The sequence below is a fragment of the Pseudomonas sp. HLT2-19-2 genome (genome assembly GCF_054898005.1).
In genome coordinates this window covers 2413453-2429068 of record NZ_CM142712.1, presented here as the reverse complement: position 1 = coordinate 2429068, position 15616 = coordinate 2413453, and the positions used below count along the sequence as shown (strand labels likewise).

At 59.5% G+C, this 15616-nt stretch carries 16 protein-coding genes; 13 read left to right on the top strand and 3 right to left on the bottom strand.

Annotated features, from left to right (window positions below; translation table 11 throughout):
- The 10 genes from nuoE (at nt 1) to nuoN (ending at nt 11979) form a co-directional block, all read left to right on the top strand.
- Nucleotides 1-498 carry an NADH-quinone oxidoreductase subunit NuoE gene (gene nuoE / locus ACYZTU_RS11275; protein ID WP_007946422.1) on the top strand — a complete coding sequence of 166 codons (498 nt, stop codon included), beginning with the start codon at nt 1-3 and terminating at the stop codon, nt 496-498.
- A complete protein-coding gene (nuoF, locus tag ACYZTU_RS11270) occupies nt 495-1850 on the top strand; it encodes an NADH-quinone oxidoreductase subunit NuoF (protein ID WP_461970150.1) in 1356 nt (451 codons plus the stop codon). The genes nuoE and nuoF overlap by 4 nt, the downstream gene beginning before the upstream one ends.
- 137 nt (nt 1851-1987) lie before the next feature.
- On the top strand, nt 1988-4702 hold the full coding sequence (gene nuoG / locus ACYZTU_RS11265) for an NADH-quinone oxidoreductase subunit NuoG (protein WP_461970148.1): 2715 nt from the start codon (nt 1988-1990) through the stop codon (nt 4700-4702).
- Nucleotides 4699-5706 (top strand): NADH-quinone oxidoreductase subunit NuoH, encoded by a 1008-nt coding sequence (gene nuoH / locus ACYZTU_RS11260; protein WP_461970146.1) that lies wholly within the window; start codon nt 4699-4701, stop codon nt 5704-5706. The genes nuoG and nuoH overlap by 4 nt, the downstream gene beginning before the upstream one ends.
- A 12-nt stretch (nt 5707-5718) precedes the next feature.
- Nucleotides 5719-6264 carry an NADH-quinone oxidoreductase subunit NuoI gene (gene nuoI, locus ACYZTU_RS11255; protein WP_401123796.1) on the top strand — a complete coding sequence of 182 codons (546 nt, stop codon included), beginning with the start codon at nt 5719-5721 and terminating at the stop codon, nt 6262-6264.
- A 9-nt stretch (nt 6265-6273) separates the two neighbouring features.
- Nucleotides 6274-6774: an NADH-quinone oxidoreductase subunit J gene (gene nuoJ / locus ACYZTU_RS11250; protein WP_461970144.1), complete on the top strand. Its 501-nt coding sequence runs from the start codon at nt 6274-6276 to the stop codon at nt 6772-6774.
- Between the two features lie 3 nt (nt 6775-6777).
- Complete coding sequence (gene nuoK / locus ACYZTU_RS11245; RefSeq protein WP_007905077.1) at nt 6778-7086, top strand: NADH-quinone oxidoreductase subunit NuoK; 309 nt, start codon at nt 6778-6780, stop codon at nt 7084-7086.
- The gene (gene nuoL / locus ACYZTU_RS11240; protein ID WP_461970142.1) at nt 7083-8936 is read left to right on the top strand and encodes an NADH-quinone oxidoreductase subunit L; all 1854 of its coding nucleotides are present in this window, start codon (nt 7083-7085) and stop codon (nt 8934-8936) included. The genes nuoK and nuoL overlap by 4 nt, the downstream gene beginning before the upstream one ends.
- 39 nt (nt 8937-8975) lie before the next feature.
- On the top strand, nt 8976-10508 hold the full coding sequence (gene nuoM, locus ACYZTU_RS11235) for an NADH-quinone oxidoreductase subunit M (RefSeq protein WP_461970140.1): 1533 nt from the start codon (nt 8976-8978) through the stop codon (nt 10506-10508).
- A gap of 7 nt (nt 10509-10515) precedes the next feature.
- Entirely contained in the window at nt 10516-11979 is a 1464-nt protein-coding gene (gene nuoN / locus ACYZTU_RS11230; RefSeq protein WP_461970138.1) for an NADH-quinone oxidoreductase subunit NuoN, read from the top strand.
- A 65-nt stretch (nt 11980-12044) separates the two neighbouring features.
- On the opposite strand, the gene ACYZTU_RS11225 is transcribed toward nuoN, so the two are convergent.
- Entirely contained in the window at nt 12045-12509 is a 465-nt protein-coding gene (locus ACYZTU_RS11225; protein WP_461970136.1) for a GNAT family N-acetyltransferase, read from the bottom strand.
- A gap of 160 nt (nt 12510-12669) precedes the next feature.
- On the opposite strand from ACYZTU_RS11225, the gene ACYZTU_RS11220 reads away from it, so the two are divergent.
- The 3 genes from ACYZTU_RS11220 to ACYZTU_RS11210 all read left to right on the top strand — a co-directional run bounded on the left by ACYZTU_RS11220 (nt 12670) and on the right by ACYZTU_RS11210 (nt 14826).
- Entirely contained in the window at nt 12670-13020 is a 351-nt protein-coding gene (locus ACYZTU_RS11220; RefSeq protein ID WP_449644732.1) for a toxin, read from the top strand.
- Nucleotides 13010-13324, top strand: coding sequence for a helix-turn-helix domain-containing protein (locus tag ACYZTU_RS11215; protein ID WP_007940887.1), 315 nt, complete (start codon nt 13010-13012; stop codon nt 13322-13324). Before ACYZTU_RS11220 ends, ACYZTU_RS11215 begins: the two co-directional genes overlap by 11 nt.
- 176 nt (nt 13325-13500) lie before the next feature.
- Nucleotides 13501-14826: an OprD family porin gene (locus ACYZTU_RS11210; RefSeq protein WP_461970134.1), complete on the top strand. Its 1326-nt coding sequence runs from the start codon at nt 13501-13503 to the stop codon at nt 14824-14826.
- A gap of 146 nt (nt 14827-14972) precedes the next feature.
- Here the strand turns inward: ACYZTU_RS11210 and ACYZTU_RS11205 are convergent, their stop codons facing one another.
- Both ACYZTU_RS11205 and ACYZTU_RS11200 read right to left on the bottom strand, forming a co-directional pair.
- Complete coding sequence (locus ACYZTU_RS11205; RefSeq protein ID WP_461970132.1) at nt 14973-15305, bottom strand: DUF2790 domain-containing protein; 333 nt, start codon at nt 15303-15305, stop codon at nt 14973-14975.
- Between the two features lie 79 nt (nt 15306-15384).
- Nucleotides 15385-15585, bottom strand: a complete 201-nt coding sequence (locus tag ACYZTU_RS11200) for a co-regulatory protein PtrA N-terminal domain-containing protein (RefSeq protein WP_449644669.1) — start codon at nt 15583-15585, stop codon at nt 15385-15387.
- Between the last annotated feature and the right edge of the window lie 31 nt (nt 15586-15616).

Genomic DNA, 15616 nt, shown 5'->3' with positions numbered 1-15616 from the left:
ATGAACAGCACGCTTATCCAGACAGACCGTTTCACCTTGAGTGAAACCGAGCGCTCGGCCATCGAGCACGAGTTGCATCACTACGAAGACCCGCGCGCGGCGTCGATCGAAGCCCTGAAGATCGTCCAGAAGGAGCGTGGCTGGGTGCCTGACGGCGCGCTCTACGCCATCGGCGAGATCCTCGGCATCCCGGCGAGCGACGTTGAAGGGGTGGCTACTTTCTATAGCCAGATCTTCCGTCAGCCGGTTGGCCGTCACATCATCCGTGTCTGCGACAGCATGGTTTGCTACATCGGCGGCCACGAATCCGTTGTCAGCGAAATCCAGAGCAATCTGGGCATCGGCCTGGGTCAGACCACCGCCGACGGTCGTTTCACCCTGCTGCCGGTCTGCTGCCTCGGCAACTGCGACAAGGCGCCGGCGTTGATGATCGACGACGACACTTTCGGTGATGTGCAGCCTGCCGGCGTTGCCAAATTGCTCGAGGGCTACGTATGACCCTGACTTCCTTCGGTCCTGCCAACCGCATCAAGCGGTCGGCCGAGACTCACCCGCTCACCTGGCGTCTGCGTGACGACGGCGAAGCTGTCTGGCTCGACGAGTACCAGGCCAAGAACGGTTACGCGGCTGCGCGCAAAGCCTTCGCCGACATGGCCCAGGACGACATCGTCCAGACTGTGAAAGACGCCGGTCTTAAAGGTCGCGGCGGTGCAGGCTTCCCCACGGGTGTTAAGTGGGGCCTGATGCCGAAAGACGAATCCATCAACATCCGCTACCTGCTGTGCAACGCGGACGAGATGGAACCGAACACCTGGAAAGACCGCATGCTGATGGAGCAACTGCCCCATCTGCTGATCGAAGGCATGCTGATCAGTGCTCGCGCGCTGAAAACCTACCGTGGCTACATCTTCCTGCGTGGCGAATACACCACCGCCGCCAAGCACCTGAACCGAGCCGTGGAAGAAGCCAAGGCAGCTGGCCTGCTGGGTAAAAACATCCTGGGCAGCGGCTTCGATTTCGAGCTGTTCGTCCACACCGGCGCCGGGCGTTACATCTGCGGTGAAGAAACCGCACTGATCAACTCCCTCGAAGGTCGCCGCGCCAACCCGCGCTCCAAGCCGCCCTTCCCGGCCGCCGTTGGCGTGTGGGGCAAGCCGACTTGCGTGAACAACGTTGAAACCCTGTGCAACGTGCCGGCGATCATTGCCGACGGCGTGGACTGGTACAAATCGTTGGCGCGCGAAGGCAGTGAAGACATGGGCACCAAGCTCATGGGCTTCTCCGGCAAGGTCAAGAACCCGGGCTTGTGGGAATTGCCGTTCGGCGTCACCGGTCGCGAGTTGTTTGAAGACTACGCCGGCGGCATGCGCGACGGTTACAAGCTCAAGTGCTGGCAGCCTGGCGGCGCCGGTACCGGTTTCCTGTTGCCGGAACACCTGGACGCACAAATGTATGCCGGCGGCATCGCCAAAGTGGGCACCCGTATGGGTACCGGCCTGGCCATGGCGGTGGACGACAGCGTCAACATGGTTTCCCTGCTGCGCAACATGGAAGAGTTCTTCTCCCGCGAATCCTGCGGCTTCTGCACCCCGTGCCGTGACGGTTTGCCGTGGAGCGTCAAGCTTCTGCGCGCCATCGAGAACGGTGAAGGGCAAGCCGGTGATATCGAGACCCTGCTGGGTCTGGTCGGCTTCCTCGGCCCAGGCAAGACCTTCTGTGCTCACGCACCGGGCGCCGTGGAGCCGTTGGGCAGCGCAATCAAATACTTCCGCCATGAGTTCGAAGCCGGCATCGCGCCTACCAGCGCCGCCGTCCCGCCTCTGGCGAGGCCGATCGTAGTCGGCGCTTAACGCTTTAAAAAAAGCGAACGGTCCGTGCCGTTCGCTTTTCGCGCGATGACGCCTTTAACGGCTGTTTTGATTCGCGCGGATAACAAGATTCCATTAGCCACGCCCGCTGACACCGGGCCAACGAAGAACTTTGAACCATGGCCACTATCCACGTAGACGGCAAAGAGCTCGAAGTCGACGGGGCAGACAACCTGTTACAGGCATGTCTGTCGCTAGGCCTCGATATCCCTTATTTCTGCTGGCACCCAGCCCTAGGCAGCGTTGGCGCTTGCCGCCAGTGCGCGGTCAAGCAGTACACCGACGAGAACGACAAACGTGGTCGGATCGTCATGTCGTGCATGACGCCCGCTACCGACGGCAGCTGGATCTCCATCGACGACGAAGAAGCGAAAGTGTTTCGCGCCAGCGTCGTTGAATGGCTGATGACCAACCACCCTCACGACTGCCCGGTCTGTGAAGAAGGCGGTCACTGCCACCTGCAAGACATGACCGTGATGACCGGCCACAACGAGCGCCGTTATCGCTTCACCAAGCGTACTCACCAGAACCAGCAACTGGGCCCGTTCATTTCCCACGAAATGAACCGCTGCATCGCTTGCTACCGCTGCGTGCGCTTCTATAAGGACTACGCCGGCGGCACCGATCTCGGTGTGTTCGGCGCCCACGACAATGTGTACTTCGGTCGCGTTGAAGACGGCACCCTCGAAAGCGAGTTCTCCGGCAACCTCACCGAGGTCTGCCCGACCGGTGTGTTCACCGACAAGACTCACTCCGAGCGCTACAACCGCAAGTGGGACATGCAGTTCTCGCCGAGCATCTGCCATGGCTGCTCCAGCGGTTGCAACATTTCCCCGGGCGAGCGCTACGGTGAACTGCGTCGTATCGAAAACCGTTTCAACGGTTCGGTAAACCAGTATTTCCTGTGCGACCGTGGCCGCTTCGGCTACGGCTATGTCAACCGCGAAGACCGTCCGCGTCAGCCAAAGCTGGCCAACGGCGCCAAGCTGACCCTCGACGAAGCGCTGGATAAAGCCGCCGACTTGCTGCGCGGTCGCAACATCGTCGGTATCGGTTCGCCACGTGCCAGCCTCGAAAGCAACTACGCGTTGCGCGAACTGGTCGGCGCCGAGCACTTTTACTCCGGTATCGAAGCCGCTGAGCTGGAACGCATTCGTCTGGTCATGCAGGTGCTGAAAGACAGCCCGCTGCCGATCCCGAACATGCGCGACATCGAAGACCACGATGCAATTTTCGTCCTCGGTGAAGACTTGACCCAGACTGCTGCGCGCATGGCCCTGTCCCTGCGTCAATCGGTCAAAGGCAAAGCTGAAGACATGGCCGACGCCATGCGCGTCCAGCCTTGGCTCGACGCTGCGGTGAAGAACATCGGTCAGAACGCTCTGCACCCGCTGTTCATCGCCAGCCTGGCTGAAACCAAGCTCGACGACATCGCTGAAGAATGCGTTCACGCGGCGCCGGACGACCTGGCCCGCATCGGTTTCGCCGTGGCTCACGCCCTCGACGCCAGCGCGCCTGCCGTTGAAGGCCTGGACGCTGAAGCTCTGGAGCTGGCCAAGCGTATCGCCGATGCCCTGCTCGCAGCCAAGCGTCCGCTGATTATTGCCGGTACCTCGTTGGGTTCCAAGGCGCTGATCGAAGCGGCGGCGAACATCGCCAAAGCGCTGAAGCTGCGCGAGAAGAACGGTTCCATCAGCCTGATCGTGCCAGAGGCCAACAGCCTCGGTCTGGCCATGCTCGGTGGCGAATCGGTCGACGCGGCCCTGCAAGCCGTGATTGACGGCAAAGCCGATGCCCTCGTCGTACTGGAAAACGATCTGTACACCCGTACCGACAAAGCCCGTGTCGATGCTGCCCTGAACGCCGCGAAAGTGGTGATCGTTGCGGACCATCAGAAAACCGCCACCAGCGATCGCGCGCACCTGGTTCTGCCCGCCGCCAGCTTCGCTGAAGGCGACGGTACGTTGGTCAGCCAGGAAGGTCGCGCCCAGCGTTTCTTCCAGGTGTTCGACCCGACTTACCTCGACGCGAGCATCCTCGTTCACGAAGGCTGGCGCTGGCTGCATGCCCTGCGCGCGACCCTGTTGAACCAGCCAATCGACTGGACTCAGCTGGACCACGTCACCGCTGCGTGTGCCGCAAGCACTGCGCAACTGGCCGGCATCGTCAGTGCCGCGCCGTCCGCCGCGTTCCGTATCAAAGGCCTGAAACTGGCCCGCGAACCGCTGCGTTACTCCGGTCGCACCGCCATGCGCGCCGACATCAGCGTGCACGAACCGCGTACTCCCCAGGATAACGACACGGCGTTCTCGTTCTCCATGGAAGGTTACTCGGGCTCGGTCGAACCGCGTCAGCAAGTGCCATTCGCCTGGTCTCCGGGCTGGAACTCGCCGCAAGCCTGGAACAAGTTCCAGGACGAAGTCGGTGGTCACATCCGCGCTGGCGACCCGGGCACCCGCCTGATCGAAAGCACCGGTGATTCGCTGAACTGGTTCGCCAGTGTTCCGCGCGCGTTCAACCCGGCTCCGGGCACCTGGCAGGTTGTGCCGTTCTTCCACCTGTTCGGCAGCGAAGAGAACTCTTCCAAAGCCGCGCCGGTTCAAGAGCGCATCCCGGCCGCCTACGTGTCGCTGGCCAAATCCGAAGCCGACCGCCTGGGTGTCAATGACGGCGCCATGCTCAGTTTGAACGTGGCCGGTCAGACCCTGCGTCTGCCGCTGCGCATCAACGAAGAGCTGGGTGCCGGCCTGGTCGCTTTGCCGGCCGGTATCGCTGGCATTCCGCCGGCGATCTTTGGCAAATCCGTTGACGGTCTGCAGGAGGCAGCTCAATGACCTGGTTCACGCCTGAAGTGATTGCCGTGATCATCGAGGTCCTCAAGGCCATCGTGATTCTGCTCGCCGTCGTGGTGTGCGGCGCGCTGCTGAGCTGGGTCGAGCGTCGTTTGCTCGCCCTCTGGCAGGACCGTTACGGTCCGAACCGCGTCGGCCCGTTCGGCGCGTTCCAGATCGCGGCCGACATGATCAAGATGTTCTTCAAGGAAGACTGGACGCCGCCGTTCGCCGACAAAGTGATCTTCACGTTGGCGCCGGTCGTGGCCATGAGCGCCTTGCTGATTGCCTTTGCGATCATCCCGATCACCCCGACCTGGGGTGTGGCGGATATCAACATCGGCATCCTGTTCTTCTTCGCCATGGCCGGTCTGTCGGTTTACGCGGTGTTGTTCGCCGGCTGGTCGAGTAACAACAAGTTCGCCCTGCTGGGCAGCTTGCGGGCCTCGGCGCAAACCGTATCGTACGAAGTGTTCATGGGCCTGTCGCTGATGGGCATTGTGATCCAGGTCGGCTCGTTCAACATGCGCGACATCGTTGAGTATCAAGCGCAGAACCTGTGGTTCGTCATTCCGCAGATCTTCGGTTTCCTGACCTTCTTCATTGCCGGCGTCGCCGTGACTCACCGTCACCCGTTCGACCAGCCGGAAGCGGAACAGGAACTGGCCGACGGTTACCACATTGAATACGCCGGCATGAAATGGGGCATGTTCTTCGTCGGTGAGTACATCGGCATCGTGTTGATTTCGGCGCTGCTGGTGACCTTGTTCTTCGGTGGCTGGCACGGCCCGTTCGGCATTCTGCCGCAGATCCCGTTTATCTGGTTCGCGCTGAAAACCGCGTTCTTCATCATGTTCTTCATCCTGCTGCGCGCCTCGATTCCGCGCCCACGGTATGACCAAGTGATGGATTTCAGCTGGAAGTTCTGCCTGCCGCTGACCCTCGTCAACATGCTGGTGACCGCTGCGATCGTGTTGCTCAACACGCCCGCCGTCGCGGCTCAGTGAGGATAGAGAATCATGAAGTACATTTTTGACATCGTGCATGGCTTCTTCACCCAGCTTCGCAGCCTGGTGATGATCTTCAGCCATGCCTTCCGCAAGCGCGACACGCTGCAGTACCCGGAAGAAGCCGTGTACCTGCCGCCGCGCTTTCGTGGACGTATCGTCCTGACCCGCGACCCTGATGGCGAAGAGCGTTGTGTAGCCTGCAACCTGTGCGCCGTGGCATGCCCGGTCGGCTGCATCTCGCTGCAGAAAGCTGAAACCGAAGACGGTCGCTGGTACCCGGAGTTTTTCCGTATCAACTTCTCGCGCTGCATTTTCTGCGGCCTCTGCGAGGAAGCCTGCCCGACCACCGCGATCCAGCTGACACCGGATTTCGAGATGGCCGAGTTCAAACGTCAGGACCTGGTGTACGAGAAAGAAGATCTGCTGATCTCCGGCCCCGGCAAAAACCCTGATTACAACTTCTATCGCGTTGCAGGTATGGCAATTGCCGGTAAGCCGAAAGGCGCCGCGCAGAATGAAGCCGAACCGATCAACGTGAAGAGCTTGCTGCCTTAAGGAAGAAAGATGGAATTCGCTTTCTATTTCGCATCGGGTATCGCTGTTGTGTCCACGCTTCGCGTGATCACCAACACCAACCCTGTGCACGCCCTGCTCTACCTGATCATTTCGCTGATTGCCGTGGCGATGACCTTTTTCGCCCTCGGCGCACCGTTCGCCGGTGTGCTGGAAGTGATCGCCTACGCTGGCGCCATCATGGTGCTGTTCGTGTTCGTGGTAATGATGCTGAACCTGGGTCCGGCCTCGGTTCAGCAAGAGCGCGTCTGGCTCAAACCCGGCATCTGGCTGGGCCCCGTCGCACTCGGCGCCCTGCTGCTGGTTGAACTGCTGTACGTGCTGTTCAGCGACGCCAGCGGTCAGGCCATCGGCCACACCACCGTAGACGCCAAGGCCGTGGGCATCAGCCTGTTCGGTCCTTATCTGCTGGTGGTCGAACTCGCCTCGATGCTGCTGCTTGCTGCAGCCGTCACGGCGTTCCATCTCGGCCGTAACGAGGCGAAGGAGTAACCCATGCCTGCTATCCCTCTCGAACATGGTCTTGCCGTTGCCGGCATCCTGTTCTGCCTCGGTCTGGTCGGCCTGATGGTCCGCCGCAACATTCTCTTCGTGCTGATGAGCCTGGAGGTCATGATGAATGCCTCCGCACTGGCGTTCATCGTTGCCGGTAGCCGCTGGGGTCAGCCGGATGGACAGATCATGTTCATCCTGGTGATCAGCCTGGCAGCCGCCGAGGCCAGTATTGGCCTGGCGATTCTGTTGCAGCTGTATCGCCGCTTCCACACTCTCGATATCGACGCTGCCAGCGAGATGCGCGGATGAATCTTCTCTATCTGACTTTCGTATTCCCTCTCATAGGTTTCCTGCTGCTGTCGTTCTCACGCGGCCGCTTTTCGGAAAACCTGTCGGCGCTGATTGGCGTCGGTTCCATCGGCTTGTCGGCCATCGTGACTGCTTATGTGATCTGGCAATTCAACGTTGCGCCACCTGAAGGCGGTCACTACACCCAGGTGTTGTGGCAGTGGATGGCGGTGGAAGGCTTTACGCCGAACTTCGCGCTGTACCTGGATGGTCTGTCCCTGACCATGCTCGGTGTAGTCGTCGGCGTCGGCTTCCTGATCCACCTGTTCGCGTCCTGGTACATGCGCGGTGAAGCCGGTTACTCGCGCTTCTTCGCCTACACCAACCTGTTTATCGCCAGCATGCTGTTCCTGGTCCTGGGCGATAACCTGTTGTTCCTGTACTTCGGTTGGGAAGGCGTGGGCCTGTGCTCGTACCTGTTGATCGGTTTCTACTACAGCAACCGCAACAACGGTAACGCGGCACTGAAAGCCTTCATCGTCACCCGTATCGGCGACGTGTTCATGGCCATCGGCCTGTTCATCCTGTTCGCGCAGCTGGGGACGCTGAACATCCAGGAACTGCTGGTGCTGGCACCGCAGAAATTCCAGGCCGGCGACTTCTGGATGGTCATGGCGACCCTGATGCTGCTGGGCGGCGCTGTCGGTAAATCCGCGCAACTGCCGCTGCAAACCTGGCTGGCGGATGCGATGGCCGGTCCTACTCCGGTTTCGGCACTGATCCACGCCGCAACCATGGTGACCGCCGGTGTCTACCTGATCGCCCGTACTCACGGCCTGTTTGCGTTGGCGCCGGACATTCTGCACCTCGTCGGCATCGTCGGTGGCGTGACCCTGGTGCTCGCAGGTTTTGCCGCACTGGTCCAGACCGACATCAAACGTATCCTCGCCTACTCGACCATGAGCCAGATCGGCTACATGTTCCTGGCGTTGGGCGTAGGTGCCTGGGATGGCGCGATCTTCCACCTGATGACCCACGCCTTCTTCAAGGCGCTGCTGTTCCTTGCGTCCGGTGCGGTGATCGTTGCCTGCCATCACGAGCAGAACATCTTCAAGATGGGCGGCCTGTGGAAGAAACTGCCATTGGCTTACGCCAGCTTCATCGTCGGCGGCGCGGCGTTGTCTGCCCTGCCACTGGTGACCGCAGGCTTCTACTCCAAGGACGAAATCCTTTGGGAAGCGTTCGCCAGCGGCAACCACGGTCTGCTTTACGCAGGTCTGGTCGGCGCGTTCATGACGTCGCTGTACACCTTCCGCCTGATCTTCATCGCATTCCACGGTGAAGCGAAGACCGAAGCGCACGCCGGTCACGGTATCGCTCACTGGTTGCCGCTGTCGGTGCTGATCGTGCTGTCGACCTTCATCGGCGCAATGATCGTTCCACCACTGCACGGCGTGCTGCCGGAAAGCGTCGGCCATGCCGGCGGCGATGCCAAGCACAGTCTGGAAATCGCTTCGGGCGCCATCGCCTTGGCCGGTATCCTGCTGGCCGCGTTGCTGTTCCTCGGCAAGCGTCGTTTCGCCACTGCAATCGCCAACAGCGGCATCGGCCGTTTCCTTTCGGCCTGGTGGTTCGCTGCCTGGGGCTTCGACTGGATCTACGACAAACTGTTCGTCAAGCCCTACCTTGCGATCACCCACGGACTGCGCAAAGACCCGCTCGACCAGACCATCGGTCTGATCCCGCGTATGGCCAAAGGCGGCCACACCGCCCTGAGCCGTACCGAAACCGGTCAACTGCGTTGGTACGCGGCATCCATGGCTGCCGGCTCCGTGCTGGTCATCGGCGCCATCGTGCTGGTAGCGGTCTGATATGAACCTTGCGAACTTGCGAAAGGAATTGAGCCCGTCATGATTCTGCCTTGGCTAATCCTGATCCCCTTCATCGGCGGCCTGCTGTGCTGGATGGGTGAGCGCTTCGGCGCTACCCTCCCCCGCTGGATTGCGCTGTTGACCATGACCCTGGAACTCGCTCTCGGCCTCTGGCTGTGGGCCCACGGTGATTATTCATTTGCTCCGGCACCGGGTGCCGATCCGACCTGGGTGCTTGAGTTCAAGCACATCTGGATCGAGCGCTTCGGCATCAGCGTACACCTGGCCCTCGACGGCCTGTCGCTGTTGATGATCCTGCTGACCGGTCTGCTGGGTATCCTCTCGGTACTCTGCTCATGGAAAGAGATCCAGCGTCATGTTGGCTTCTTCCACCTGAACCTGATGTGGATCCTGGGCGGTGTCGTCGGCGTGTTCCTCGCCCTCGACCTGTTCATGTTCTTCTTCTTTTGGGAAATGATGTTGGTGCCGATGTACTTCCTCATCGCGCTCTGGGGTCACAGTTCTTCGGACGGCAAGAAAACCCGGATCTACGCGGCGACCAAGTTCTTCATCTTCACTCAAGCTTCCGGCCTGATCATGCTGGTGGCGATCCTGGGTCTGGTACTGGTCAACTTCAACGACACCGGCGTGATTACGTTCAACTACGCCGATCTGTTGAAAACCAAGATGTCGCTGACCACCGAGTACATCCTGATGCTCGGCTTCTTCATCGCCTTCGCGGTCAAGTTGCCAGTGGTGCCGTTCCACTCCTGGTTGCCTGATGCTCACGCCCAGGCGCCGACGGCGGGTTCGGTCGACCTGGCCGGTATCTTGTTGAAAACGGCGGCTTACGGTCTGCTGCGTTTCGCCCTGCCGCTGTTCCCGAATGCCTCGGCCGAGTTTGCGCCGATCGCCATGACCCTCGGTCTGATCGGGATCTTCTACGGTGCGTTCCTGGCCTTCGCACAAACCGACATCAAGCGTCTGATCGCCTACTCCTCCGTTTCCCACATGGGCTTCGTGTTGATCGGCATCTACTCCGGCAGCCAACTGGCGCTGCAGGGTGCGGTGATGCAGATGCTCGCACACGGCCTGTCGGCCGCGGCACTCTTTATCCTCAGCGGTCAACTGTACGAGCGCACCCACACCCGCGACATGCGCGAAATGGGAGGCCTGTGGTCGAAGATCGCTTACCTGCCGGCCCTCAGCCTGTTCTTTGCAGCCGCGTCCCTCGGCCTGCCGGGTACCGGTAACTTCGTCGGTGAGTTCCTGATCCTGATCGGCACGTTCCCCGCTGCGCCATGGATCACCATCATCGCGACGTCCGGTCTGGTGTTCGGTTCGGTCTACTCGCTGATCATGATCCACCGTGCGTACTTCGGCCCGGCCAAATCGGACGCGGTGCTGCATGGCATGGACGGTCGCGAACTGATCATGGTGGTCGGCCTGGCGGCGCTGCTGATTTACATCGGCGTGTACCCGCAACCGTTCCTCGATACCTCTGCCGCTACGATGCATGGCGTGCAGCAATGGCTCGGCACCGCCTTCACTCAACTCGCTTCGGCCCGGTAAGAGCGCTATGGAATTCACGACTCAACACTTTATCGCGCTTGCGCCGTTGTTGATCACCAGCGCCACGATCATCGTGGTGATGCTGGCAATCGCCTGGCGCCGCAACCACTCACAGACCTTCCTGATTTCCGTGGCGGGTCTGAACCTGGCGTTGCTGTCGATCCTGCCAGCCTTGAAGGTCGCACCATTAGCTGTGACCCCTCTGTTGCAAATCGATAGCTTCGCGTGTCTGTACATGGCGCTGATCCTGGTCGCCACCCTCGCTTGTGTGACCCTCGCCCACGCCTACCTCGGCGATGGCGGTTCGGGTTACCCGGGCAACCGTGAAGAACTTTACCTGCTGATCCTGATGGCCGCCGCCGGTGGCCTGGTGCTGGTCAGCGCGCAGCATCTGGCCGGGTTGTTCATCGGTCTGGAACTGCTCTCGGTACCGGTTTACGGTCTGGTGGCTTACGCCTTCTTCAACAAGCGTTCGCTGGAAGCCGGTATCAAGTACATGGTGCTGTCGGCCGCCGGTTCCGCGTTCCTGTTGTTCGGTATGGCCCTGCTGTATGCCGACTCCGGCAGCCTGAGCTTCGTCGGTATCGGTCAAGCGCTTGCGGCTACTGGCCTGCCAAGTTCGCTGGCGCAACTGGGCCTGGGCATGATGCTGATCGGTCTGGCGTTCAAGCTGTCACTGGTACCGTTTCACCTCTGGACCCCGGACGTTTACGAAGGTGCTCCGGCACCGGTGGCGGCGTTCCTGGCCACCGCGTCGAAAGTCGCCGTGTTCGCGGTGATGGTGCGTCTGTTCCAGATCTCGCCGGCGGCAAGCAGCGGTGTACTGAGCGACGTGCTCACCATCATCGCCATCGCGTCGATCCTGTTCGGTAACCTGCTGGCCCTGACCCAAAGTAACCTCAAGCGTCTGCTGGGTTACTCGTCCATCGCGCACTTCGGTTACCTGCTGATCGCCCTGGTGGCGAGCAAGGGTCTGGCCGTGGAAGCCATCGGCGTGTACCTGGTCACCTACGTGATCACCAGCCTCGGCGCGTTCGGCGTGATCACGCTGATGTCCTCGCCGTACAACGGCCGTGATGCGGATGCCTTGTACGAATACCGCGGCCTGTTCTGGCGCCGTCCGTACCTGACCGCCGTACTGACCGTGATGATGCTGTCCCTTGCCGGTATCCCGCTGACGGCGGGCTTCATCGGCAAGTTCTACATCATCGCTACCGGTGTCGAGTCGCACCAATGGTGGCTGGTCGGTTCCCTGGTACTGGGCAGCGCCATCGGCGTCTTCTACTACCTGCGTGTGATGGTTACCCTATTCCTGATCGAGCCGAACCTGCGTCGCCACGATGCGCAACTGCACTGGGAACAAAAGGCAGGCGGCGTGATGCTGCTGGCCATCGCCGCACTGGCGTTCTTCCTCGGGCTGTATCCGCAGCCGTTGCTGAATCTGGTTCAGCAGGCGGGGTTGGCGGGTTGATCACGTAGCGCACTTGGTAACAAACAAAAACGGCACCTTCGGGTGCCGTTTTTGAGTTTGGGCTATCACAGTTTCTTCACCATGGGCACGCAGGCCAGTTGAAGACCTGAGGGCGAATGGTAAATCGCAGATTCCTCCCCGACGTAACCGTAGCGTCGATAGAAATCGGCCGCATTCAACGTCGCATCCAGACACACTTCCCTCAGTCCCAGATCCCGCGCCAGATCTTCGAGAAAGCGCAGGACGCGTTTGCCCAAACCGCGCCGCATAAAATCAGGGTGAATGAAGATTGCACCGATTTCGCGGTTCTCCGGATCGAGCATGCCTGTCGCCACGGGCTCACCCTGAACGCATCCCAGATAAAAATGCTTTTCCATGAGTACGTCGTATCCGTCCTCAGCCGAGCCCTTCGTCCAGGCCAGCATTTGCTTCTCGGTATAGGCACCGATGCATTGATGTCGGATGGCTAGCAACCGTATGTCGAATGCCGTCTGGGCGTCGCTTTGGCTGGCTTTTCTAATCTCGAACATTTCACTCTCCATCAGCCATGTGCAGACGGAGAATCGCTTCGTCCTACAGGCGTTTTTACGACCGGGGTCTACCTTGAAAACGGGGACGAAAAAGGATGGCTTCGATGCCTTGACCTATTCGATTATCAAGACAACACTATACGCAGGTGACGTACAGAATATGGATGCTCTTTTTATCGAATTACCTGCGTTTCAGAAACACCGAGACAATTACCTGGATGACGATCTGTTTCGCAGCTTTCAGCTGGAGCTGCTAAAAAACCCCGAAGCGGGCGATCTCATTGAAGGCACGGGCGGGCTGCGCAAAATCCGCTTTTTCGATCAACGTCGCGGTAAAGGCAAACGCAGCGGATTGCGGGTGATTTATTACTGGTGGTCAGGTTTCGATCAATTCTGGCTGTTCACGGTGTACAGCAAAAACGAGCAAGACGACCTGACGCCTGCCCAGAAAAAACTTTTCAGACAAACGCTGGATCGAGAAATCAACACGAGAACCCACTATGAAACGTGACATTTTTTCCGAACTGATGGAAGGCCTCGAAGCCTTGGCCGACGAGCGCCAAGGCAAGGTCACGCTGCGGACCCACAAGGTTAAGCTGCCAAAACTGGTACCCATCACTGCCGAGGAAGTGGTAGCCATCCGCCAACAACTCAACCTTTCCCGGTCGGTGTTCGCCATGTATCTGCGCACCAACACCCGAACCCTCGAAAACTGGGAACAAGGACGGGCAACACCAAATGCCCAAGCCACGACATTGATCCGTCTCGTTGAGCGCTTTCCGCAAACAATCGAACAACTCGCAGCCTTGACCTGAACCGTCGAGGCTCCAACCCACTACGCATGACGAAATTGTAATTACCCCATCACCTTGGCGTTATCCGCAGATTGCAACGATGTCACCCGGCGACCATGCCGGCGGGCCCTTCCCCGCCGAACAATAAAACCTACGCCGAAGCACGTTCCCGTTCTGCCGAACCCAAGGAGTGATTGATGGTTAACAATACAAAAATGTCGATGGCCGCTTTAGCAGTGGTTGTCGGCTCCGGGCCGTCCATGGTGTTGGCGGAAGATAAAGCCGAGGGGTTTATCGAGGGCAGCAGCCTGACGGTGCTCAACCGCAACTTCTACTTCAATCGTGATCACCGCAACGGCCAGTCCAGTCCCACCGGCAATGGTTATTCCGAGACCTGGGCCCACGCCGTTATCAGCAAATTCGAATCCGGGTTTACCCAAGGCACCGTCGGGGTCGGTGTCGATGTGTTTGCGATGATCGGTTTGAAGCTCGACACCGGTGACGGCCGCAACGGTGGCCGCAGTTCGTTTGATGTGCTGCCGGTCAACAGTGACGGCCAGGCTCGGAACGAATACACCAAGGTCGGTGGCGCCGCCAAAGTGCGTGCCTTCGATACGGTGATCAAGGTCGGTGATGTGTTCCCCGCCAACCCGGTCGTTGCGGCGGGTGACTCCCGACTGTTGCCGGAAAGCTTCCGGGGTGTCACGGCCACCAACACCAGTATCGAAGGTTTGTCGGTACAGGGCGGTCGCCTGCATGCGATGAGCCAACCGGTTTCCAGTGACATGCGCGAGAACTTCGCGACCTTCTACGCGGGTCCGGTCAACTCGCCGTGGATCGGTTATTTCGGTGGCGACTACGCACTGAACAAGAACCTCAGCTTCAGTCTGTACTCCAGCCGTCTCAAAGATGCCTGGAATCAGTACTACGCCGGCACCGCATGGACTTACCCGCTGTCGGATGACCTGTCGCTATTCGGCGGACTGAACTATTACAAGGCCGTCGATGAGGGCAAACAACTGCTCGGCGAGTTCGACAACAACATCTGGAGCGGCCGGGTCGGCGTGAAACTTGGCGCACACTCCGTTGCGTTATCGCACCAGCGCAACAACGGCAACGACGATTTCGATTATCTGCGCCAATCCGACTCGATCTTCCTCGACAACTCCATTCAGTACAGCGACTTCAACTCGCCCAAGGAACGCTCCTGGATGGTGCGCTATGACCTCGACATGACGGCCTATGGTGTTCCGGGGCTATCGTTCATGACCCGTTACGCCCGGGGCACCGACGCCGACTATTCCAACGCCAACGCCGTGTACATGCGCCGCGATGCTGACGGCAGCCCGCTGACCGACCAGAAGCGCTGGGAGCGTGACATCGAGGTCAAATATGTGGTGCAGAGCGGCTCGCTGAAAGATATGTCGCTGCGCCTGCGCCAGGCCAATACCCGCGCCACGGCGTTTGAATCGGATCTGGATGAAGTGCGGGTGATTATCGAGTACCCGTTGGCGATTCTCTGACTTCACGGTTTATACAAATTCACCTTTAGAAGCTCCTTGCTCCTTTGGTAAGAGGTGAATCTTTTGGCGCCCTTCGGGGCGCTTTTTTTATGCGCGTAGATTGAGAATCTGTAGATACCGTCTTGAACCTCACCGAGCAAGCCGTGTCAGCCACCGCGTTTGCGGCAATCCCCCGCCACGGTGTATTTGATCGTGTTGAGTTGGCCCTGAGAATCTTCATAGGTCATTGCCGTAGGCACCACGGCGCAGGCAACGGTCGGCCGCACAACGCTCACCACTTTCACCACATCCAGCGTCATCCCGTATTCGTAATCTTTCACAACAGGGGCCGGTTTGCCCTGGTTGGCGGCGTATTGCTCCATGGCTTTGGTGTTGGCTCTGAGCATTTTCTCGAATGCCCTGTCACCGCCACCCTCAGCAAGCACATTCAGGGACATCACCATAACCCCGACGAACGCGATCAACTTGATCAACTTCATATTCTGTACCTTCAAAACCCGGCTCATAAAAAAGCCCACCATCGGCACTCGATGACGGGCTTGTTCAAGTGCGACACGCTTACAAGTCTTTGGTCTTGTCGTCGTTCTTTTCATTCACAACGACGGGGTCGCGCGCCTGTTCTTTCGCGACAAACTTCTCCACTGCCTGATCATTGGCCGCCATCATTCTGTCGAACGTTCTGTCGCCGCCACCTTCAGCCAAAACAACAGAAGACATCACCAACGCCGCAGCCAACGCACTCAGTTGTGCAAGTTTCATGTTTGATTCCTCGTTTAATTAACTAACGGGA

Coding starts and splice junctions, on each gene's coding strand:
- nuoE (WP_007946422.1), top strand. CDS start 1: ATGAACAGCACGCTTATCCAGACAGACCGTTTCACCTTGAGTGAAACC.
- nuoF (WP_461970150.1), top strand. CDS start 495: ATGACCCTGACTTCCTTCGGTCCTGCCAACCGCATCAAGCGGTCGGCC.
- nuoG (WP_461970148.1), top strand. CDS start 1,988: ATGGCCACTATCCACGTAGACGGCAAAGAGCTCGAAGTCGACGGGGCA.
- nuoH (WP_461970146.1), top strand. CDS start 4,699: ATGACCTGGTTCACGCCTGAAGTGATTGCCGTGATCATCGAGGTCCTC.
- nuoI (WP_401123796.1), top strand. CDS start 5,719: ATGAAGTACATTTTTGACATCGTGCATGGCTTCTTCACCCAGCTTCGC.
- nuoJ (WP_461970144.1), top strand. CDS start 6,274: ATGGAATTCGCTTTCTATTTCGCATCGGGTATCGCTGTTGTGTCCACG.
- nuoK (WP_007905077.1), top strand. CDS start 6,778: ATGCCTGCTATCCCTCTCGAACATGGTCTTGCCGTTGCCGGCATCCTG.
- nuoL (WP_461970142.1), top strand. CDS start 7,083: ATGAATCTTCTCTATCTGACTTTCGTATTCCCTCTCATAGGTTTCCTG.
- nuoM (WP_461970140.1), top strand. CDS start 8,976: ATGATTCTGCCTTGGCTAATCCTGATCCCCTTCATCGGCGGCCTGCTG.
- nuoN (WP_461970138.1), top strand. CDS start 10,516: ATGGAATTCACGACTCAACACTTTATCGCGCTTGCGCCGTTGTTGATC.
- ACYZTU_RS11225 (WP_461970136.1), bottom strand. CDS start 12,509: ATGTTCGAGATTAGAAAAGCCAGCCAAAGCGACGCCCAGACGGCATTC.
- ACYZTU_RS11220 (WP_449644732.1), top strand. CDS start 12,670: ATGGATGCTCTTTTTATCGAATTACCTGCGTTTCAGAAACACCGAGAC.
- ACYZTU_RS11215 (WP_007940887.1), top strand. CDS start 13,010: ATGAAACGTGACATTTTTTCCGAACTGATGGAAGGCCTCGAAGCCTTG.
- ACYZTU_RS11210 (WP_461970134.1), top strand. CDS start 13,501: ATGGTTAACAATACAAAAATGTCGATGGCCGCTTTAGCAGTGGTTGTC.
- ACYZTU_RS11205 (WP_461970132.1), bottom strand. CDS start 15,305: ATGAAGTTGATCAAGTTGATCGCGTTCGTCGGGGTTATGGTGATGTCC.
- ACYZTU_RS11200 (WP_449644669.1), bottom strand. CDS start 15,585: ATGAAACTTGCACAACTGAGTGCGTTGGCTGCGGCGTTGGTGATGTCT.